The following is a 19,651-nucleotide window of genomic DNA, read 5'->3' on the forward strand; positions in this document are numbered from 1 at the left end:
GTCAGACTCCTTGGGCATCGGGCTTCGCCACCGGCTCCGGCTCGGCGGTCCCGCTCGTGGGGTTCAGCAGATTGCGCAGCCGGCGGTGCCACACCGGGTGCTTTCGCGGCGGAACGTGGTCAACCCCACCGGGAGACCAAGGGTTGCAGCGCAGGATGCGCCAGCCGGTCAGCCAACCGCCCTTGATCGCGCCGTGGACGCGAACCGCCTCGTACCCGTAGCGCGAGCACGAGGGGTAATAACGGCACACCGGACCGAGCAGCGGACTAATGGTCCACTGGTAGAGCCTGATCAGGCCCATCAGCAGGTACTTCATCGCCCTGTTCCCGTCGGGGCACCGCCGGTCGGCTCCGACCTGAGCAGGCGGCGCAGGGCCGCGTCCAGGTCGTGCTCGAGGTCCGGGTACGAGGCCGTCGCCGCAGCCGGCAGCGCCCGTACCACTATCAGGCTACCTGTGGGCAACCGGGACAGACGCTCGCGGACCAGGTGACGCAGCCGACGCTTCACCGCGTTGCGGACCACTGCCGGCCCCACTGCCTTGCTCACGACGAAACCCGCACGCGCCGGAGGAAGCCCCTCGGCGACGTGCGGGTGTGAGTCGCTGTTCCGGTCGGCGCCCGTGTCGGGGTCCACCTCTCTGTGGAGGTGGACCACCAGCAGGGGCCGACCTGCGCGGCGACCGCGTTTCACCGCGGTCGCGAAGTCCTGGCGCCGCCGCAGCCGATTCTCGGTGGGCAGCACTGCAGACCCTCTGCGCGGATCAGGCGGACAGGGCGCTGCGGCCCTTGGCGCGGCGGTTCGCCAGGATGGCGCGGCCGGCACGGGTACGCATGCGCAGCCGGAAGCCGTGGGTCTTGGCGCGACGACGGTTGTTCGGCTGGAAGGTGCGCTTGCTCACTCGGGGGCTCCTGGGGTGAATCGTAGGATGACGGGGAGTCGCTTGGCCGTCACCGTGCGTCCGCGCGATCTCCCCTTGCACTGGGAAATCCGGCTCCGGGCCCAGATCTGCTGGGCTGAGGAACACCACGGCGCCCGTGCTGCGCGCGTCATGGAAGCGGGCGGACCCGCGGACATGCGGCAGCGGCCATCGACAACTCGACCTGGTTACGGTACGCGGGAGCGGGTCCGAGGGTCAAACCAGGTGGCCGCCGCGCCGTTGCCCACAGCCTGTGGACAAGCAACTTGAATCAGCTCTGCGCGCTGACTACCGTTGCAGGACTTGTCTCTTTTGTTCTGTGCTCGCGGCCGCAACGGCGCCGCGCCACCCGAACCCCTCCCCTCCCCCTTCCCGGACCTTGCCTGGCTCCCCCTGCTCGGGGAACGAGAAAGCGTGTACCAGTGGCTGATGTCAACAGCGATCTCGTCCTGATGTGGTCGAGGGTCGTCGAGCGACTGGTCAGCGACAGCGATGTCGTGGAGAAGGACAAGAACTGGGTGCGCCGCACCCAGCCGATGTGGATGATGCACGACACCGCCCTGCTCGCGGCGCCCAACGAGTTCGCCAAGCAGGTGCTGGAGGGCCGGCTGCTGCCGCAGCTGACCGACGCCATCTCGCAGGAGTTCGGGCGGCAGGTCCGGATCGCGGTGATGGTGGACGCCAACGCCGCCCCGGCCGGCGAGCCGGAGCAGGACCCGGAGCTCGACCCGGAGCCGGTGCCGGAGTGGCCGCACCCGCGTCCCGAGCAGTCCTACCCGGCGCGCGTCGAGCAGCCGTACCCCACCCGGGCCGAGCAGCCCTACCCGGCCGGGCCGGGGGGCTACCAGCAGCAGGGGCCGCCGCCCGGGGCCTGGCCGGGCCGGGGCGGGGACGACTACCAGCGCCCGCCGTACCAGTCCCCGGGGTACCCGGCGGCCGAGCCCTACCGCGCGCCCGCCCAGGGGCCGTACCGCGACCACCAGCCCGGCGCCGAGGCCGGCGGCTGGGGCGAGTCGGCCCCGGTGCCCGAGCGGCGTCCGGACCCGGCGCCGCGGCGCTCGCACCGCCCGGGCCCGGACTCGGCGCAGGGCGACCTGTTCGGCGGGGCGCTCGGCTCCCCGGACGAGGACCGGCCGCGCCAGGGCGGCGCCCGCCGCGGCGCCCGGCCCGCCGCCCAGCCGCAGCACGGCCAGGTCGAGCGCCCCCCCGGCGTCCCGGCCCCGCCCGGCGCCCCCCCGGCGGGCGGCCCGCGCAAGGACGAGCCGAACGCCCGGCTGAACCCCAAGTACCTGTTCGACACCTTCGTGATCGGCGCCTCCAACCGCTTCGCGCACGCCGCGGCGGTGGCGGTCGCCGAGGCGCCCGCGAAGGCGTACAACCCGCTCTTCGTCTACGGCGAGTCCGGCCTCGGCAAGACCCACCTGCTGCACGCCATCGGGCACTACTCGCGCAGCCTGTTCCCGGGCACCCGGGTGCGGTACGTGAGCTCGGAGGAGTTCACCAACGAGTTCATCAACTCGATCCGGGACGGCAAGGCGGACGCGTTCCGCAAGCGCTACCGGGACATCGACATCCTGCTGGTCGACGACATCCAGTTCCTGGCCAGCAAGGAGTCGACGCAGGAGGAGTTCTTCCACACCTTCAACACCCTGCACAACGCGAACAAGCAGATCGTCCTCTCGTCGGACCGGCCGCCCAAGCAGCTGATCACCCTGGAGGACCGGCTGCGCAACCGCTTCGAGTGGGGGCTGATCACCGACGTCACCCCGCCGGAGCTGGAGACCCGGATCGCGATCCTGCGCAAGAAGGCGATCCAGGAGCAGCTGAACGCCCCGGCCGACGTGCTGGAGTTCATCGCCTCCCGGATCACCCGCAACATCCGGGAGCTGGAGGGCGCGCTGATCCGGGTCACCGCGTTCGCCAACCTGAACCGGGCCCCGGTCGACCTGGAGCTGGCCGGGATCGTCCTGAAGGACCTGATCCCGGGCGGGGACGAGGACGCCGGGCTGGAGATCACCGCGCAGGTGATCATGCAGCAGACCGCCGCGTACTTCGGCCTGGGCGTCGAGGACCTGTGCGGCTCCTCGCGCAGCCGGGTGCTGGTGACGGCCCGTCAGATCGCCATGTACCTGTGCCGGGAGCTGACCGACCTGTCGCTGCCGAAGATCGGCGCCCAGTTCGGCGGCCGGGACCACACCACGGTGATGCACGCGGACCGCAAGATCCGCTCGCTGATGGCCGAGCGCCGGTCCATCTACAACCAGGTCACCGAGTTGACCAACCGCATCAAGAGCTAGCTAACAAAAGTCGGACACCGTGCGGAGCGGCCGGAACGGCACCGCACGGGATGTCCAAAAGCCTTCAGCACAAGGGTAGTTGACGCCTCGTAGGGGAGTCGGGCCAGGGCGGCCCGGCTCCCCTTCCGCATGCTCGGGACGTGACTCGGACGAGTGGTGGGCCCGCGGCCGGAAGCACTCGTCCGAGTGCACGGCGGCCCCTTCCGCGGACCGCGGCGGCCGCCGCGTAGTAGGGGGCGGCCGATCGAACGCGGCGAGGGTTCCGGCGGTGGCCGGATCGCGCCGATCGGGGCCGGCCGGGTCGGGCCGGGGGTGTGGAAGGGCCTGCGGCGGGGCAGGAATCCGGGTGCCGGCCCGTTCCCCGGGCCCGCCGCCGCACCGAACGTCTGCGCAGCCAATCGAACGTTTCGGGTGCGCACCCCGGTTTTCCACAGGAACGGGTGGGTTCTCCCCGTCCACAGGGTGCGCGGGGCCGAGTTATCCAGAGGTTCCTCCACAGGTGGATCGCCGCTACGCTCTTCGGCGCAGGTCAACCACCTGTGGACTTGTGCACAACGGTTATCCACAGCCTGTGGAGAACTGAGGCCCCGTCAGCCGGTCCACAGGGTTATCCACCGGCTGTCCACAGGAACGGGTGAGTTATCCCCAGGTTTTCCACAGCTGCGTCCACAGTTCGGCAACATCAACTCCCTTGTCAGCCCTGGGTGTGAAAGGCGTCACGTGATGTTGATCGGGAGCGGTGGATAACTCGGGCGATTTCTGTGGACACAGCTGTGGATAACCTGTGGATACTCAGCGTGCCCTGTGGATTACTCTCGGTTGTCCACAGCAGGGCCTGGTTGTCCACAGCCGCCGTCCACAGGTCCTGTGGACAAAATCCGGCCTCTGAGCTGCGAAAACGGGGTTATCCACGGTATCCACAGGCCCTACTACTACTGCTACACATAGAGAGCTCAGAGCTTGATCAACAGTGGGGGTGGCCCGAATCTGTGGACAACCGGGCCCCGACATTTGTTCGGCCCGCTTGTGCCCATCTGCCCCGGCTGTCAGCCGAGTACGTCAGACTGTCCTTCGGCAACCGGAAGCAGGACGGGGCGGAGCGGATCCGCCCGGTGCCTCCCGGGGGCCGCAAGAGGATCAGACGATCAACAGCACGGTGGGCGGTACCGAGCCGCCGTGCGGCAACAGCAGCCAGGAGGCGGTTACCGGTGAAGTTCCGGGTGGAGCGTGATGTCCTCGCGGAGGCGGTGGCCTGGGCTGCCCGCAGCCTCCCCGCGCGGCCGCCGGTGCCGGTGCTGGCCGGCCTGCTGCTGACCGCCCAGGAGGGCGCCCTGGCGCTGTCCGGGTTCGACTACGAGGTCTCGGCCCGGGTCGAGCTGGAGGCGGACGTGGAGGAGGCCGGCACCGTCCTGGTCTCCGGCCGCCTGCTCAACGACATCTCGCGCAACCTGCCGAACCGCCCGGTGGAGATCTCCACCGACGGCGCCCGGGTCAGCGTGGTCTGCGGCACCTCCCGCTTCACCCTGCCGACCCTCCCGGTCGACGAGTACCCGGCCCTGCCGCAGATGCCGACCGCCACCGGCACCGTCCCGGGCGACGTGTTCGCCTCGGCGGTCAGCCAGGCCGCGGTCGCCGCCGGCCGCGACGACACCCTGCCGGTGCTCACCGGCGTCCGGGTCGAGATCAACGGCAGCGGGATCACCCTGGCCGCCACCGACCGGTACCGCTTCGCCGTCCGCGAGCTGCTCTGGAAGCCCGAGCAGGACGACATCAACGCGGTCGCGCTCGTCCCGGCCAAGACCCTGCAGGACATCGCCAAGTCGCTGGGCAGCGGCGACCAGGTCACCATCGCGCTGTCCACCGGCGGCGCGGGCGAGGGCCTGATCGGCTTCGAGGGCGCCGGGCGGCGGACGACCACCCGCCTGCTGGAGGGCGAGTTCCCCAAGTTCCGGTCGATCTTCCCGACCGAGTTCTCGGCGGTCGCCGCGGTGCAGACCCAGCCCTTCCTGGAGGCGCTCAAGCGCGTCTCGCTGGTGGCCGAGCGCAACACCCCGGTCCGGCTGAACTTCGAGCAGGGCGTGCTCACCCTGGAGGCCGGCTCGGGCGACGACGCGCAGGCCACCGAGCGGATCGACGCCGACCTCGAGGGCGACGACATCTCGATCGCCTTCAACCCCGGTTACCTGGAGGAGGGGCTCAAGGCGATCGACGCCGGCTACGCGCAGCTGAGCTTCACCACCCCGACCAAGCCGGCCCTGCTCACCGGCAAGCCCGCGGTCGACGCGGAGCCGGACGAGGCCTACCAGTACCTGATCATGCCGGTCCGCCTCTCCGGCTGACCGTTCGTCACCACCAGGGGCGCGAGGGGCGGGCAGCCTCCGCGCCCCTGTGGCTGCCCGGCGCGCCCTCGGCGTCGGCGTAGGCTCAGTGGGTGCGGCAACGGCGCCGCCATCAGGCACGACACCACAGTGAAGGACTTGTCATGGAGCTCGGCCTCATCGGTCTCGGCAAGATGGGCGGCAACATGCGCGAGCGCATCCGCCGCGCCGGCCACACCGTCATCGGCTACGACCGCAACCCGGACCTCGCCGACGTCGACAGCATCGAGCAGCTGGTCGCCAAGCTGGAGGCCCCCCGCGTGGTGTGGGTGATGGTCCCGGCCGGCGGCCCGACCCAGGAGACCGTCGAGCACCTGGCCGAGCTGCTCTCCCCCGGCGACGTGGTGGTCGACGGCGGCAACTCGCGCTGGACGGACGACGTCAAGCACGCCGAGCTGCTCGCCGAGAAGGGCATCGGCTTCGTCGACTGCGGCGTCTCCGGCGGCGTCTGGGGCCTGGAGAACGGCTACGCGCTGATGTACGGCGGCGAGGCGGCCGACGTCGCCAAGGTGCAGCCGGTCTTCGACGCGCTCAAGCCCGAGGGCGACTTCGGCTCGGTGCACGCGGGCAAGGTCGGCGCCGGCCACTTCGCGAAGATGGTCCACAACGGCATCGAGTACGCGATGATGCAGGCCTTCGCCGAGGGCTGGGAGCTGCTGGAGGCGGCCCCCGAGGTCACCGACGTGCGCGAGGTCTTCCGCAGCTGGCAGGAGGGCACCGTCATCCGCTCCTGGCTGCTCGACCTCGCCGTCCGGGCGCTCGACGACGACGAGCACCTGGCCAAGCTCAAGGGCTGGGCCGCCGACTCCGGCGAGGGCCGCTGGACGGTCGAGGCCGCGATCGACCACGCGGTGCCGCTGCCCGCGATCACCGCCTCGCTGTTCGCCCGCTTCGCCTCCCGCCAGGAGGACTCCCCGCAGATGAAGATGATCGCCGCGCTGCGCAACCAGTTCGGCGGCCACGCGGTCGAGTCCAAGTAAGCAGCCCCGGACAGAAGGCGAGCGCAGTCCACCGTCATGCACGTCGCGCACCTGTCGCTCGCCGACTTCCGTTCCTACGCCCGGGTCGAGGTTCCGCTCGACCCGGGCGTCACCGCGTTCGTCGGCCCGAACGGCCAGGGCAAGACCAACCTGGTCGAGGCGATCGGCTACGTCGCCACCCTGGGCAGCCACCGGGTGGCCACCGACGCCCCGCTGGTCCGGCTCGGCGCCGAGCGGGCGGTGATCCGGGCCAGCGTGGTCTCCCAGGGCGGCCGCACCACCCTGGTCGAGCTGGAGCTGACCCCCGGCAAGGCCAACCGGGCCCGGCTGAACCGCTCCGACAACGTCCGCCCGCGCGACGTGCTGGGCGTGCTGCGCACCGTGCTGTTCGCCCCCGAGGACCTCGCCCTGGTGAAGGGCGACCCGGGTGAGCGCCGCCGCTTCCTGGACGAGCTGCTGACCGCCCGGGCGCCCCGGCTGGCCGGGGTGCGCTCCGACTACGAGCGGGTGCTCAAGCAGCGCAACGCCCTGCTGCGGACCGCGGCGACGGCCCGCCGGGCGGGCGGCGGCAAGTCCGCCGACCTGGCCACCCTGGAGGTCTGGGACGGCCACCTGGCCCGGGCCGGCGCCGAGCTGACCGCCTTCCGGATCCAGCTGGTGTCCGCCCTCCAGCCGCTGGTCGCCGAGGCCTACCGGCAGCTCGCCCCCGGCGGCGGCGACACCGTCCTGGAGTACCGCTCCTCCTTCGAGGGCGAGCTGCCCACCAGCCGCGAGCAGGCCGAGCAGCAGCTGCTGGCGGCCCTGCGGGACGCCCGCACGCAGGAGGTCGTCCGCGGCCTGACCCTGGTCGGCCCGCACCGCGACGAGCTGCTGCTGCGGCTGGGCCCGCTGCCCGCCAAGGGCTACGCCAGCCACGGCGAGTCCTGGTCCTACGCGCTGGCGCTGCGGCTGGCCTCGTACGAGCTGCTGCGGGCCGAGGGCGGGGAGCCGGTGCTGGTGCTGGACGACGTCTTCGCCGAGCTGGACGCCCGCCGCCGGGACCGGCTGGCCGAGCTGGTGGCCGGGGGCGAGCAGGTGCTGGTCACCGCCGCGGTGGCCGAGGACGTGCCGAAGGCGCTGCACGGCGCCCGGTACGGCGTCTCGGGCGGCTCGGTGGACCGGCTGACCCCGTGAGCCCCGGGAACCACGTAGCCTGGGCGGCTCGTCGGGACAGTTGTCCACAGCCTGGGGATGGAGCGTGATGGCGGAGGGTCCGGAGCTTTCGGGCGTGGACCTGGCCCGGGTGGCGCTGCGCGCCGCCAAGGAGCAGGCCAGGCAGCGCGGCGAGCAGGTGCGCGAGCGGCGGGAGGCCAAGCGGACCGGCCTGCGCAGCGGCGCCCGGGCGGACGGGCGCGACCCGGTGCCGCTGGGGGCCGCGCTGAACCGGCTGATCACCGAGCGGGGCTGGGAGGCCCCGGCCGCGGTCGGCGGGGTGATGGGCCGCTGGTCGCAGATCGTCGGTCCGGACATCGCGGCGCACTGCGAGCCGAAGTCGTACGCGGAGGACGAGGCGGTGCTCACCGTGCAGTGCGACTCCACCGCCTGGGCGACTCAACTCCGCTTGCTGGCACGGCAGTTGGTGGCCCGGTTGAACCACGAGCTGGGGCACGGGACGGTCCGGGTGATCAAGGTGCTGGGGCCGGACGCGCCGGTGCGCGGCTACGGGCGGCTGCGGGCGCCCGGGAGCAAGGGGCCGGGCGACACCTGGGGATGAGCCGGGTGGAGCGGACTGGGATCTTCCGGAATCGCTGGCGGCCCTGCCAGGCGCTCTGAGCCCCCCTGGCGAGTATCGGGACACGTCCTGAGGGGATTCAGGGCGGCACATCTGCCCTCAGAGGCTGCCAAACGCCCCTCTCTGTCGGTCGTACCGGTAGACTGAAGCGCAAACAACGTTGCGTGGAGCAACAGAGTCGAAACGCCGTGGTCGCACACCTCCCCGGGCAAGCGGGGAGGAGCGCGGCCCGCGCTGTGCCAGAGAGGGCGCTTCGTGGCCGATTCCGGCAACCCCAGCCAGACCCCAGACCCGTCCGACCAGAAGGCCTACGACGCCAGCGCGATCCAGGTGCTCGAGGGCCTCGACGCCGTCCGCAAGCGCCCGGGCATGTACATCGGCTCGACCGGTGAGCGCGGCCTGCACCACCTCGTCTACGAGATCGTCGACAACTCGGTCGACGAGGCGCTGGCGGGGCACGCCGACACCATCGGCGTCACGATCCTGGCCGACGGCGGCGTGCGGGTGGTGGACAACGGCCGAGGCATCCCGGTCGGCATCATGCCGGGCCAGGACAAGCCCGCCGTCGAGGTCGTGCTGACCGTGCTGCACGCGGGCGGAAAGTTCGGCGGCGGCGGCTACGCGGTCTCCGGCGGTCTGCACGGCGTCGGCATCTCGGTGGTGAACGCGCTCTCCACCCGCCTCGCGGTGGACATCAGCACCGACGGCGCCCGCTGGACGCAGGAGTACAAGTCCGGTGCCCCGACCGCCCCGCTGGTGCGGCACGAGGAGACCGAGGAGACCGGCACCACGGTCACCTTCTGGGCCGACCCGGACATCTTCGAGACCACCGTCTACTCGTTCGAGACGCTCTCCCGGCGCTTCCAGGAGATGGCCTTCCTCAACAAGGGCCTGACCATCGCGCTGACCGACGAGCGCCCCGAGCACCTGGACGAGGAGGGCCGGCCGCTCTCCGTCACCTACCGGTACGACGGCGGCATCGCGGACTTCGTGGCCCACCTCAACTCCCGCAAGGGCGAGCCGGTCCACCCCTCGGTGATCGACTTCGAGGCCGAGGACAAGGACAGGACGATCTCCGCCGAGATCGCCATGCAGTGGAACTCGTCCTACACCGAGGGCGTGTACTCCTTCGCCAACACCATCCACACCCACGGCGGCGGCACCCACGAGGAGGGCTTCCGGGCCGCGCTCACGGGTCTGATGAACCGCTACGCGCGCGACAAGAAGCTGCTCCGCGAGAAGGACGACAACCTCTCCGGCGAGGACATCCGCGAGGGCCTGACCGCGATCATCTCGGTCAAGCTCGGCGAGCCGCAGTTCGAGGGCCAGACCAAGGACAAGCTCGGCAACACCGAGGCCAAGACCTTCGTGCAGAAGGTGGTCAACGAGCACCTGGCCGACTGGCTGGACCGCAACCCCAACGAGGCCGCGGACATCGTCCGCAAGTCCATCCAGGCCGCCAGCGCCCGGGTCGCCGCCCGCAAGGCCCGCGACCTGACCCGGCGCAAGGGCCTGCTGGAGTCGGCCTCGCTGCCCGGCAAGCTCTCGGACTGCCAGTCCAAGGACCCGGCCGAGTGCGAGATCTTCATCGTCGAGGGCGACTCGGCCGGCGGCTCCGCCAAGCAGGGCCGCGACCCGCGCACCCAGGCGATCCTCCCGATCCGCGGCAAGATCCTGAACGTCGAGAAGGCCCGGATCGACAAGGTGCTGCAGAACACCGAGGTCCAGGCGCTGATCTCGGCCTTCGGCTGCGGCATCCAGGAGGACTACGACGCCGACAAGCTCCGGTACCACAAGATCGTGCTGATGGCCGACGCCGACGTCGACGGACAGCACATCCGGACGCTGCTGCTGACCCTGCTCTTCCGCTTCATGCGCCCGCTGGTCGAGGCCGGGTACGTCTACCTGGCGATGCCCCCGCTGTACAAGATCAAGTGGGGCCGGGACGAGTTCGAGTACGCCTACTCCGACCGCGAGCGCGACGCGCTGATCGCGGCCGGCGTCGAGGCGGGCCGGCGGCTCCCGAAGGACGACGCGATCCAGCGCTTCAAGGGCCTCGGCGAGATGAACGCCGAGGAGCTGCGCGTCACCACCATGGACGCGGCGCACCGCCTGCTCCTCCAGGTCACCCTGGAGGACGCCGCCCGCGCCGACGACCTGTTCTCCGTCCTGATGGGCGAGGACGTCGAGGCCCGCCGCTCCTTCATCCAGCGCAACGCCAAGGACGTCCGCTTCCTGGACGTCTGACGTCCGCCCAGGATCGTTGAAAGGAAACTGACCACCAGTGGTCGACGACAACCGTCCGGACGGCGGCGAGCAGCCCGAGGACAGCACCATCCCCGCCCAGACCGGCAACCGGGTCGAGCTCATCGAGCTCGAGACCGAGATGCAGCGCTCCTACCTCGACTACGCGATGAGCGTCATCGTCTCGCGCGCCCTGCCCGAGGTCCGCGACGGCCTCAAGCCGGTGCACCGGCGCGTGCTCTACGCGATGTACGACGGCGGCTACCGGCCCGAGAAGGGCTACTACAAGTGCGCCCGCGTGGTCGGCGACGTGATGGGCAACTACCACCCGCACGGCGACACCTCGATCTACGACACCCTGGTCCGCCTGGCGCAGACCTGGTCGATGCGGATGCCGCTGGTCGACGGCAACGGCAACTTCGGCTCCCCGGGCAACGACCCGGCCGCGGCGATGCGCTACACCGAGTGCAAGATGATGCCGCTGGCGATGGAGATGATGCGCGACATCGACGAGGAGACCGTCGACTTCGCCGCCAACTACGACGGCCGGCAGCAGGAGCCGACCGTCCTGCCCGCGCGCATCCCCAACCTGCTGATCAACGGCGCCACCGGCATCGCGGTCGGCATGGCCACCAACATCCCGCCGCACAACCTGCGCGAGGTCGCCTCCGGCGCGCTCTGGGCGCTGGAGCACCCCGAGGCCTCCAACGAGGAGCTGCTGGAGGCCCTGATCGAGCGGATCAAGGCCCCCGACTTCCCGACCGGCGCGCTGATCGTCGGCCGCCGCGGCATCGAGGACGCCTACCGCACCGGCCGCGGCTCGATCACCATGCGCGCCGTGGTCGAGGTCGAGGAGATCCAGGGCCGCCAGTGCCTGGTGATCACCGAGCTGCCGTACCAGGTCAACCCGGACAACCTCGCCCTCAAGATCGCCGACCTGGTCAAGGACGGCCGGATCGCCGGCATCGCCGACGTCCGCGACGAGTCCTCCTCGCGCACCGGCCAGCGCCTGGTCATCGTGCTCAAGCGGGACGCGGTCGCCAAGGTCGTGCTCAACAACCTCTACAAGCACACCGACCTGCAGACCAACTTCGGCGCCAACATGCTCGCCCTGGTCGACGGCGTGCCGCGCACCCTCTCGCTGGACGCCTTCATCCGGCACTGGGTCGCCCACCAGATCGAGGTCATCGTCCGCCGGACCACCTTCCGGCTGCGCAAGGCCGAGGAGCGCGCGCACATCCTGCGCGCCCTGCTCAAGGCGCTCGACCAGATCGACGCCGTGATCGCCCTGATCCGCGCCTCGGAGAGCGCGGACGCCGCCCGCACCGGCCTGATGCAGCTGCTCGCCATCGACGAGCTGCAGGCCAACGCCATCCTCGAGATGCAGCTGCGCCGCCTGGCCGCCCTGGAGAGCGCCCGCATCCTCAGCGAGCACGACGAGCTCCAGGCCAAGATCAACGAGTACAACGCGATCCTCGCCTCGCCCTCCCGGCAGCGCGAGATCGTCTCCGAGGAGCTCACCGCGATCGTCGAGAAGTACGGCGACGAGCGGCGCTCCACCCTGATCCCCTCCGACGGCGACCTCTCCATCGAGGACCTCATCGCCGAGGAGGACATCGTCGTCACCATCACCCGCGGCGGCTACGTCAAGCGCACCCGCTCCGACCTCTACCGTTCGCAGAAGCGCGGCGGCAAGGGCGTGCGCGGCGCGCAGCTGAAGCAGGACGACATCGTCGACCACTTCTTCGTGACCACCACCCACAACTGGATCCTGTTCTTCACCAACAAGGGCCGGGTCTACCGCGCCAAGGGCTACGAGCTGCCCGACGCGGGCCGCGACGCCCGCGGCCAGCACGTCGCCAACCTGCTGGCCTTCCAGCCGGAGGAGCACATCACCCAGGTGATGGCCGTGCGCACCTACGAGGACAAGCCGTACCTGGTCCTCGCCACCCGCGGCGGCCTGGTCAAGAAGTCCCTGCTCAAGGACTACGACTCCCCGCGCTCCGGCGGCCTGATCGCGATCAACCTCCGCCAGGACGAGGAGGGCCGGGACGACGAGCTGATCGGCGCCGAGCTGGTCTCCGCCGACGACGACCTGCTGCTGATCTCCCGGAAGGCCCAGTCGATCCGCTTCAAGGCCACCGACGAGGCGCTGCGCCCGATGAGCCGGGCCACCTCCGGGGTGAAGGGCATGGCCTTCCGCGAGGACGACGAACTGCTCTCGATGAACGTGGTGCGGCCCGGCACCTACGTCTTCACCGCCACCGACGGCGGGTACGCCAAGCGGACCTCGGTTGACGAGTACCGTGTCCAGGGACGCGGTGGTTTCGGTATCAAGGCGGCGAAGATCGTCGAGGGCCGGGGCTCGCTGGTCGGCGCCCTGGTGGTCGAGGAGAGCGACGAGATCATGGCCATCACGCTGTCCGGCGGCGTGATTCGGACCAGGGTTTCCGAAGTGCGTGAAACCGGACGTGACACCATGGGCGTCCAACTGATCAACCTCGGGAAGCGCGACGCGGTGGTGGGCATGGCCCGCAACGCGGAGGCCGACGAGGAGGAGGGCGCGGACGACGCCGTCGACGAGACGGACGCCGCGGCCCCCGCCGAGCAGGACGCGGACGGCACGCCCGAGCAGGGCTGACGCCCGGACGCGCGACCGCGGGCCACCGGGGCACGCGGCGCAGGAGCACAAAACGGACCAGGACGGTGTGCCACCGGCCTGGCGGACGGTTCGGGAGGACCACGGTGAGCGGAGCCACGGGTGCTGGAGGTGCCACGGGCGGCCTGGCGGGCGGGCCGGGCGGAACCGCCCAGCAGCCCTACGGAGGTCAGACCCCGCCGCCCCCGCCGAGCGCCCCGCCCGCGGGCGGCTTCTCCCAGCCCACCACGTACGCCAAGGGCCAGCCCACCCCGCCGCGCGGCACCCGCGTCCCCGGCGCCCCGGGCACTCCCGGCGCTCCCGGCGCTCCCGGCCAGGGCGGCGGCCAGTCCCGCCGTCCCGGCCCGCCGCCCTCCGGCGGCGGCACCGGCCGGACCCGCAAGGCCCGGCTGCGGGTCACCAAGGCCGACCCGTGGTCGGTGATGAAGGTCAGCTTCCTGCTCTCGCTGGCCCTCGGCGTGATCATCATCGTGGCCGCCGCGGTGCTCTGGATGACCCTCGACGGCCTCGGCGTCTTCTCCTCGCTGAGCGGCACCCTGAAGGACGTCACCGGCAGCGGCAGCGACAGCTCCGGCGCCTTCGACCTGATGGACTACATCGGGTTCGGCAAGGTGATGCTCTTCACCACCCTGATCGCCCTGGTCGACATCGTCCTGATGACCGCCCTGGCCACCCTCGCCGCCTTCATCTACAACTCCGCGGCGGGCTTCACCGGCGGCATCGAGCTGACCCTCGCCGAGGAGGACTGACCCCGCGTCGGACCGGCGGAATTCCCCGGGCCCCGGAGGCCGTTGACGCTTTTGGGGCCCTTCGCCGTCCCCGGGGCAATCGGGTGACCGCCCGGTGCACCGGGATTGGCACCGCGGCCCGCCGAGCACAGATGGAAGAACGGGAACGGTCCAGCGGGCCGCCCGGCCGCTTCCGGCGGTCACCGGGCGACCCGACGGGTACGACTGGTCGGAAGGTCCGTCATGGGGCAGCACGCACAGCAACTGGTCGGCGCGGTGGAGGAACTGCTGGGCCGTCCGGTCCCCCTGCGGGTGCGCGCCTGGGACGGCTCCCAGGCCGGCCCGGCCGGCGCCCCCACCGTCGTCCTGCGCAACCGCCGCGCCCTGCGCCGCCTGCTCTGGGCCCCCGGCGAGCTCGGCCTGGCCCGCGCCTACGTCTCCGGCGACCTCGAAGTCGCCCCCGACACCGACCTGTACGAGGTGCTGGCCGCCGTCACCGCCTTCGCCGAGGACCGGGCCGCCCCCCGGCCGCGGATCGGCCCCCGCGACTACCTGGGCGCCCCCGGCCGCCGCCTGCTCGCCGCCGCCCTGCGGCTGGGCGCCGTCGGCCCGAACCCCGCTCCCCCGGCCGAGGAGGTGCACCGCCGCCGCGGCCGGGCCCACAGCCGCCGCCGCGACCGTGCCGCGATCAGCCACCACTACGACGTCGGCAACGACTTCTACCGGCTCGTCCTCGGCTCCAGCATGGTGTACTCCTGCGCCTACTGGGAGCCCGCCGCCAAGAGCCTGGAGGACGCCCAGGCCGCCAAGCTCGACCTGATCTGCCGCAAGCTCGGCCTGCGCCCCGGCATGCGCCTGCTGGACGTCGGCTGCGGCTGGGGCTCCCTGGTCCTGCACGCCGCCCGCCACCACGGCGTCCGCGCGGTCGGCGTCTCCATCTCCACCGAGCAGGTCGCGCTGGCCCGGCAGCGGGTCGCCGAGGCGGGCCTCGCCGACCGGATCGAGATCCGGCTCCAGGACTACCGGGAGGTCCCCGACGGCCCCTTCGACGCCGTCTCCAGCGTCGGCATGGCCGAGCACGTCGGCTCCGCCCAGTACCTGGTCTACGCCCGCCACCTCCACGACCTGCTCGCCCCCGGCGGCCGCCTGCTCAACCACCAGATCGCCCGCCGCCCGCTGCCCCCCGGCGAGGCGTACCGGCTCTCCCCCTTCATCGACCGGTACGTCTTCCCCGACGGCGAGCTCTCCCCCGTCGGCACCACGGTCTCCCGGCTGGAGGAGGCCGGCTTCGAGGTCCGCGACGTCGAGGCCCTGCGCGAGCACTACGGCCGCACCCTGCGCGAGTGGGTCGCCAACCTGGAGGCGCACTGGCCCGAGGCCGTCGCCCTGGCCGGCCGCGGCCGGGCCCGGGTCTGGCGCCTCTACATGGCCGCCTCCGCCGTCTCCTTCGAGCAGAACCACATCGGCATCAACCAGGTCCTCGCCGTCCGCCCCACCCCCGCGGGCGCCTCCGGCCTGCCCCCGACCCGCCCCCAGTGGCTCGCCGGGGCCGCTGAGCAGCACCGTCCGGGGGACGCCCGGGATACGGATTTGGGAGATCGGCCGTCGGTCCGCTAATCTTTCAGTGCGGCAAGGGCCTATAGCTCAGACGGTTAGAGCGCTTCCCTGATAAGGAAGAGGCCACAGGTTCAAGTCCTGTTAGGCCCACCGGCGCGAAGGCCCCGATCACCTGGTGATCGGGGCCTTCGACGTGTTGCACCCGTAACCCCGCCCCCGCCCGCTCGTTGGGCCCGGTGCGCAGAGGCAACACAGGGTGAGCTGACTCGAAACTGATGTGAAGTCGGGGATGGCCGGGCGACAGAACCGGCCATTGGGTGACGTGGGACGTAGCGCGACCTCTGCTCCGGTCGGCGGATGATCCGGCCCCGCCCGCCCCGGGCTCCCGGGCGGTTCCCACGTCATGTCTTCATTCACCCTGTGAGGCAACCCATGTCCATGGAAGCCGCGCTGCTCGAATCCAGGACGCTCCGAAGCGGCCTGTGCGAGCGCACCGAAGTCCTCGACGAGGTCAAGGCCCTCGTCCTGCTGCCCGACGGGCTGTACGTCACCACGCGGATGGTGGCGGACTACTTCGAGGTCAGCGAGCACGTCATCCGTAAGGTGGTCCGCCGCCACCGGCAGGAGCTGGAGAGCAACGGGTTCACCGTCCTCAGGCCTGTGGATAACCCCGAGAACCAGCCGGTCAAAACGAACGGCTGGCAGGTCAGCGCCCCGCAGGGGGGTGACCGGCGGCCCGACGGGGCCGAGTGGTCGGTACACCCTGTGGACAACGAGAACCAGAGGGACAAGAAGTCCTTCTGGCAGGTCAGCGGTACCGAAGGAGGTGTCGGGACCCCCTCCGGCCCCGCACAGCCTGTGGAAAACTCCTACGGCCGTCCGCAGGGCGGCGGCAACGGCGTGGCGCTCTACTCGCGGCGGGCCGTGCTGAACGTCGCGATGCTGCTGCGCGACAGCGAGGTGGCCCGGCGGGTGCGCGGGCGGCTGCTGGACGCGGTGGAGGCGGCGGCCCGGCCGGTGGTGGAGCCGCCGGTGGTGCACGCGTTCCGGGCGCGGCCGTGGCGGCGGTGGAGCGAGCTGCGGTGGGACGAGCACGAGGCGGGGCGGCGGGACCCGGCGGTGGCGGCCTGGCGGCGGCGGATCGACGGGCTGGAGCCGTTCGGGGCGCACCTGCCCGGGGAGGACGGGCCGGTGGTGCCGCCGTACGCGGAGGAGCCGGGGTTCGTGTTCACGGCGGAGGACCTGCCCGCGCTGGTCTCGGGGCTGGTGGGGTCGGTCGGGTCGCTCGAGCGGCGGCTGGAGGCGCAGGGGGTGCTGGTCACCGCGATCGGTGAGCGGATCTCCCGGCAGGAGGCGCGGCTGGAAGGCCTGGACGCCCGGCAGGAGGTGATGGACGCCCGGTGGGACGTGCTCTCGGAGGACGTGCGGGCGATCCGGCGCGACCTGGCCCGGCTGCGGCGGCGCCGGGGGTAGCCGGTAGCCGGTAGCGGTCAGTGGTGCGCGCGGGCGCGTCGTCGGGCGGGAACGGCGGCGCGCCCGGGTGCGTTGTCGGGTGCATGGGGCTGTTCTGGGCGATGAGCCTGCCGGGGCTGGTCTGCGTGCTGGTCGTGCTGGCGTTCGTGGACCAGGTCGCGCTGCGGGCCAGTCGCAGCCGCTGGGTGCCCTGGCGCGGGACGGGCCGGGAGGGCCAGGTCTCGGCGACCGGGTTCGAGCAGTTGCACGCCCAGTTCGCGGCCGGGAAGCAGGCCGAGCTGGAGCAGCGGAGGACCACCCTGATGCTCCGGGACGAGGAGGGCGACGCCGCCCCGCCGCGCTCGACGGTCGACCTGGACGGCGGGGTGGCGGTGATCCGGGCGGCGAATCCGCGGTCCGAAGATCGCACTGATGGTGGGGCGTCAAAGCCGGTGGCGGATCGGTCGGTTGGCGGTGGCGGGGGCCGCTCTTGAACGGGTTACCGGTGTGTATCATCGGCCCCAGGGCGGTCTGCACCCTGACCGCTGGTTCGTGCTCCCCCATCCAAGCAAGCAAGAAGGACGAGGTCCCGCGGTGAAGAAGCTCCTCCTGGTCGCCCTGGTCGCCCTCGGCGGCTTCTTTGTCTACCGTCAGGTCCAGGCGGACCGCGCCGAGCAGGACCTGTGGACCGAGGCCACCGACCCGGTCCCCGCCGGCCGCTGAGCGCCGACTGACGAAGTCTTCTCGGGCCGGCCCGCGGAGCACGGGCCGCGGCCGGTCCGAAACCCGCGTGGGCGGCTGCCCGGGAGCGGGTAGGCTATCCCCCGTTGCTCGGGGCCTTAGCTCAGTTGGTAGAGCGCTGTCTTTGCATGGCAGATGTCAGGGGTTCGACTCCCCTAGGCTCCACAGTCGTCGAACGGCCCCCGACCTGGGGAAACAGGTCGGGGGCCGTTTGCGTGCCCGGAGCCTTCCGGTGCGGGTTCCACCACCGGGCCGCACGGTTCCGCCGAACCGTGCCGCCCGTGCGGTCCGTGCCGTCCCCTCCGGACCCTCCGGCCCCGGTCTCAGACGGTGACGGCCTCGCGGGTGAGGGTGGCCCGACCGCGCCGGGGGCGGGGCGGATCCGGCCGAGCTCGACCACGTCGACGGGATCATCACCGCCTGGCACTCCGAGCTGCCCGAGATCACCGGCCTCCCGCTCGAACTGGCCAAGCGCAACGCCCTGTTGACCGAGGTGTTCGACGAGGTCGCGGCGCGCGAACTGGAGCGACTCGGGCTGACCGCGGCCGAGTACGGGGTGCTGGCCGTGCTGCGCCGGGTGGGGGAGCCGTACCGGCTGAAGCCGACCGGGCTGACCAGCGCCCTGCTGCTGTCCTCCGGCGGGACGGGCAACGTGCTCAAGCGGCTGGGTGCCGCGGGCCTGGCGTCGCGGGAGGCGGACGCGGGGGACGGGTGCAGCTCCTGGGTGCGGCTGACCCCGGAGGGGGTGCGGGCCGCGGAGGCGGCCGTGCGGGCGGTGACCGCGGCGCACGCGGGGATCGTGGCCGCGGATGCCGGAGGGGGGCGGCCCGGGCGCTGAACGAACTGTTGCGGGGCGTGCTGGCGGCCGTGGAGGAGGTGTGCTGGTCCGCCGCTGAGCGGTGCCCGGACGTGGAACGGTCCCCGCCGCCGGGGGAGGCCCGGGGGGCGGGGACCGCTGGAGTGTTCGCGCGGGTCGGGGGCGGGCTCAGTGCGGCTTGCGCGGGTCGTGCGGCTTGGGGCGGTCGTCGTCGGCGGGCTTGGCGCCGGGCTCCGAAGCGTCGGCCGGGCCGGGCTCCTCGTGCGGGACGGAGCCGTTGAGCACGGCGCCGCCGACCGGGCCGCCCGCGGCGCTGCCGGGCGCCGTCGAGGAGGGCGTGGTGGTGGCGGCGGGCGAGGCCCCGGCCGGGGCGCTGTCCGGCGGGGTGACCGGGGCCGGGGGCTCGGTCAGCCACTCGGGGTTGTTCTGCTTGCGGTACCACTGCCAGGCCAGCACGCCGGTGCCGACCGCCAGCGTCCCGGCCACCGCGAGGCCGGTGGCCCAGCCGTTGCGGTGCTGCTTCTTGGCGTTCTTCGCGGCCAGTGCGCTGATCTCGGCGGCGCTGACGTTGCCGTGCAGCGCGGTGACCGCGGCGGCGCCGCGGGTCTGGGCCTCCTGGGCGATCGGAGTGACGCTCTCCACGGCCGCCTGGAAGGTCTCGGTGACCTTGGGCACCACGGTGGCCCTGGCGTGCCCGGCGGCGTGCCCGGCCGACAGCTTGGCGGCGAGCGCGGCCTCCTGGGCCCGGTGGACGGCGCGGAGCGCGGCCTTCTGGGTCTCCGGGGGGAGGCTGGTGAAGGCGCTCTCCAGGTGCGGGGCGAGGTGCTTGACGTACTGCACCCGGGCGGCGGCCGCGGCGTGGCCCGCCCCGGCCTTGGCCTGCGCCCCGGCGGCCGCGGCCTTCGGGCCGAGCGCCTCCAGCTTGGGGCCGAGCACCTGCTTGGCCTCCTCGGCGTAGTGCAGGGCGGTCTCCTTGGCGGAGGCGGCGTAGGGCGCGACGGCGTCCTTCGCCCGTCCGGCGGTCTCGCGCGCGGTGTCCGTACGGCTCACGGGCTTCTCCTTCTCGGCGGGTGTCCGGCGTTGTCCGGTCTGCACCTTTCCACCTGATAGG

At 72.1% G+C, this 19,651-nt stretch carries 17 protein-coding genes and 2 tRNA genes; 15 read left to right on the forward strand and 4 right to left on the reverse strand.

Features of this window, described 5'->3' with window-relative positions:
- Nucleotide 1 precedes the first annotated feature (1 nt).
- From yidD to rpmH, 3 genes are read right to left on the reverse strand one after another with little or no spacing between them, the layout of a single operon-like run.
- Entirely contained in the window at nucleotides 2-316 is a 315-nt protein-coding gene (yidD, locus tag OO57_RS21320; protein WP_033214182.1) for a membrane protein insertion efficiency factor YidD, read from the reverse strand.
- A complete protein-coding gene (gene rnpA / locus OO57_RS41305; protein WP_081973848.1) occupies nucleotides 313-741 on the reverse strand; it encodes a ribonuclease P protein component in 429 nt (142 codons plus the stop codon). Before rnpA ends, yidD begins: the two co-directional genes overlap by 4 nt.
- A gap of 19 nt (nucleotides 742-760) precedes the next feature.
- The gene (gene rpmH, locus OO57_RS21325; RefSeq protein ID WP_030457638.1) at nucleotides 761-898 is read right to left on the reverse strand and encodes a 50S ribosomal protein L34; all 138 of its coding nucleotides are present in this window, start codon (nucleotides 896-898) and stop codon (nucleotides 761-763) included.
- A 440-nt stretch (nucleotides 899-1,338) separates the two neighbouring features.
- Here rpmH and dnaA point away from each other — a divergent pair, with 440 nt between their 5' ends.
- From dnaA to OO57_RS46855, 15 genes are all read left to right on the forward strand, one after another.
- The gene (dnaA, locus tag OO57_RS21330) at nucleotides 1,339-3,213 is read left to right on the forward strand and encodes a chromosomal replication initiator protein DnaA (protein ID WP_033254167.1); all 1,875 of its coding nucleotides are present in this window, start codon (nucleotides 1,339-1,341) and stop codon (nucleotides 3,211-3,213) included.
- A gap of 1,208 nt (nucleotides 3,214-4,421) precedes the next feature.
- Nucleotides 4,422-5,552 (forward strand): DNA polymerase III subunit beta, encoded by a 1,131-nt coding sequence (gene dnaN / locus OO57_RS21335; protein ID WP_033254168.1) that lies wholly within the window; start codon nucleotides 4,422-4,424, stop codon nucleotides 5,550-5,552.
- Nucleotides 5,553-5,695: 143 nt separating this feature from the next.
- Nucleotides 5,696-6,571, forward strand: a complete 876-nt coding sequence (gene gnd, locus OO57_RS21340; protein WP_033254169.1) for a phosphogluconate dehydrogenase (NAD(+)-dependent, decarboxylating) — start codon at nucleotides 5,696-5,698, stop codon at nucleotides 6,569-6,571.
- A 36-nt stretch (nucleotides 6,572-6,607) separates the two neighbouring features.
- Nucleotides 6,608-7,744 (forward strand): DNA replication/repair protein RecF, encoded by a 1,137-nt coding sequence (gene recF / locus OO57_RS21345; protein WP_033254170.1) that lies wholly within the window; start codon nucleotides 6,608-6,610, stop codon nucleotides 7,742-7,744.
- A 67-nt stretch (nucleotides 7,745-7,811) separates the two neighbouring features.
- On the forward strand, nucleotides 7,812-8,324 hold the full coding sequence (locus tag OO57_RS21350) for a DUF721 domain-containing protein (RefSeq protein ID WP_033254171.1): 513 nt from the start codon (nucleotides 7,812-7,814) through the stop codon (nucleotides 8,322-8,324).
- A gap of 273 nt (nucleotides 8,325-8,597) precedes the next feature.
- Nucleotides 8,598-10,589, forward strand: a complete 1,992-nt coding sequence (gene gyrB / locus OO57_RS21355) for a DNA topoisomerase (ATP-hydrolyzing) subunit B (RefSeq protein WP_234337439.1) — start codon at nucleotides 8,598-8,600, stop codon at nucleotides 10,587-10,589.
- 37 nt (nucleotides 10,590-10,626) lie between these two features.
- Nucleotides 10,627-13,227, forward strand: a complete 2,601-nt coding sequence (gene gyrA, locus OO57_RS21360) for a DNA gyrase subunit A (RefSeq protein ID WP_033254173.1) — start codon at nucleotides 10,627-10,629, stop codon at nucleotides 13,225-13,227.
- Nucleotides 13,228-13,331: 104 nt separating this feature from the next.
- Nucleotides 13,332-13,994, forward strand: coding sequence for a DUF3566 domain-containing protein (locus OO57_RS21365; RefSeq protein ID WP_033254174.1), 663 nt, complete (start codon nucleotides 13,332-13,334; stop codon nucleotides 13,992-13,994).
- A gap of 222 nt (nucleotides 13,995-14,216) precedes the next feature.
- Nucleotides 14,217-15,590 carry an SAM-dependent methyltransferase gene (locus OO57_RS21370; RefSeq protein WP_033254175.1) on the forward strand — a complete coding sequence of 458 codons (1,374 nt, stop codon included), beginning with the start codon at nucleotides 14,217-14,219 and terminating at the stop codon, nucleotides 15,588-15,590.
- Nucleotides 15,591-15,606: 16 nt separating this feature from the next.
- Nucleotides 15,607-15,680 (forward strand) — tRNA-Ile (locus OO57_RS21375).
- 282 nt (nucleotides 15,681-15,962) lie between these two features.
- A complete protein-coding gene (locus tag OO57_RS45795) occupies nucleotides 15,963-17,003 on the forward strand; it encodes an endonuclease/exonuclease/phosphatase family protein (RefSeq protein ID WP_051778042.1) in 1,041 nt (346 codons plus the stop codon).
- A gap of 83 nt (nucleotides 17,004-17,086) precedes the next feature.
- The gene (locus OO57_RS21385) at nucleotides 17,087-17,476 is read left to right on the forward strand and encodes a DUF6191 domain-containing protein (protein ID WP_324606792.1); all 390 of its coding nucleotides are present in this window, start codon (nucleotides 17,087-17,089) and stop codon (nucleotides 17,474-17,476) included.
- Nucleotides 17,477-17,576: 100 nt separating this feature from the next.
- Nucleotides 17,577-17,705, forward strand: coding sequence for a DLW-39 family protein (locus tag OO57_RS45800; RefSeq protein WP_014137031.1), 129 nt, complete (start codon nucleotides 17,577-17,579; stop codon nucleotides 17,703-17,705).
- Nucleotides 17,706-17,815: 110 nt separating this feature from the next.
- Nucleotides 17,816-17,888 (forward strand) — tRNA-Ala (locus tag OO57_RS21390).
- Nucleotides 17,889-18,216: 328 nt separating this feature from the next.
- Entirely contained in the window at nucleotides 18,217-18,561 is a 345-nt protein-coding gene (locus tag OO57_RS46855) for a MarR family transcriptional regulator (protein WP_267884976.1), read from the forward strand.
- Nucleotides 18,562-18,708: 147 nt separating this feature from the next.
- Here the strand turns inward: OO57_RS46855 and OO57_RS21400 are convergent, their stop codons facing one another.
- A complete protein-coding gene (locus OO57_RS21400; protein WP_051778044.1) occupies nucleotides 18,709-19,590 on the reverse strand; it encodes a DUF5324 family protein in 882 nt (293 codons plus the stop codon).
- Between the last annotated feature and the right edge of the window lie 61 nt (nucleotides 19,591-19,651).

The sequence above is a fragment of the Kitasatospora phosalacinea genome, from assembly GCF_000717185.1.
In the GTDB taxonomy this organism is placed as follows: Bacteria; Actinomycetota; Actinomycetes; order Streptomycetales; family Streptomycetaceae; genus Kitasatospora; species Kitasatospora phosalacinea_A.

Coding starts and splice junctions, on each gene's coding strand:
- yidD (WP_033214182.1), bottom strand. CDS start 316: ATGAAGTACCTGCTGATGGGCCTGATCAGGCTCTACCAGTGGACCATT.
- recF (WP_033254170.1), top strand. CDS start 6,608: ATGCACGTCGCGCACCTGTCGCTCGCCGACTTCCGTTCCTACGCCCGG.
- OO57_RS21370 (WP_033254175.1), top strand. CDS start 14,217: ATGGGGCAGCACGCACAGCAACTGGTCGGCGCGGTGGAGGAACTGCTG.
- gnd (WP_033254169.1), top strand. CDS start 5,696: ATGGAGCTCGGCCTCATCGGTCTCGGCAAGATGGGCGGCAACATGCGC.
- OO57_RS21385 (WP_324606792.1), top strand. CDS start 17,087: ATGGGGCTGTTCTGGGCGATGAGCCTGCCGGGGCTGGTCTGCGTGCTG.
- OO57_RS21350 (WP_033254171.1), top strand. CDS start 7,812: ATGGCGGAGGGTCCGGAGCTTTCGGGCGTGGACCTGGCCCGGGTGGCG.
- OO57_RS45795 (WP_051778042.1), top strand. CDS start 15,963: ATGTCCATGGAAGCCGCGCTGCTCGAATCCAGGACGCTCCGAAGCGGC.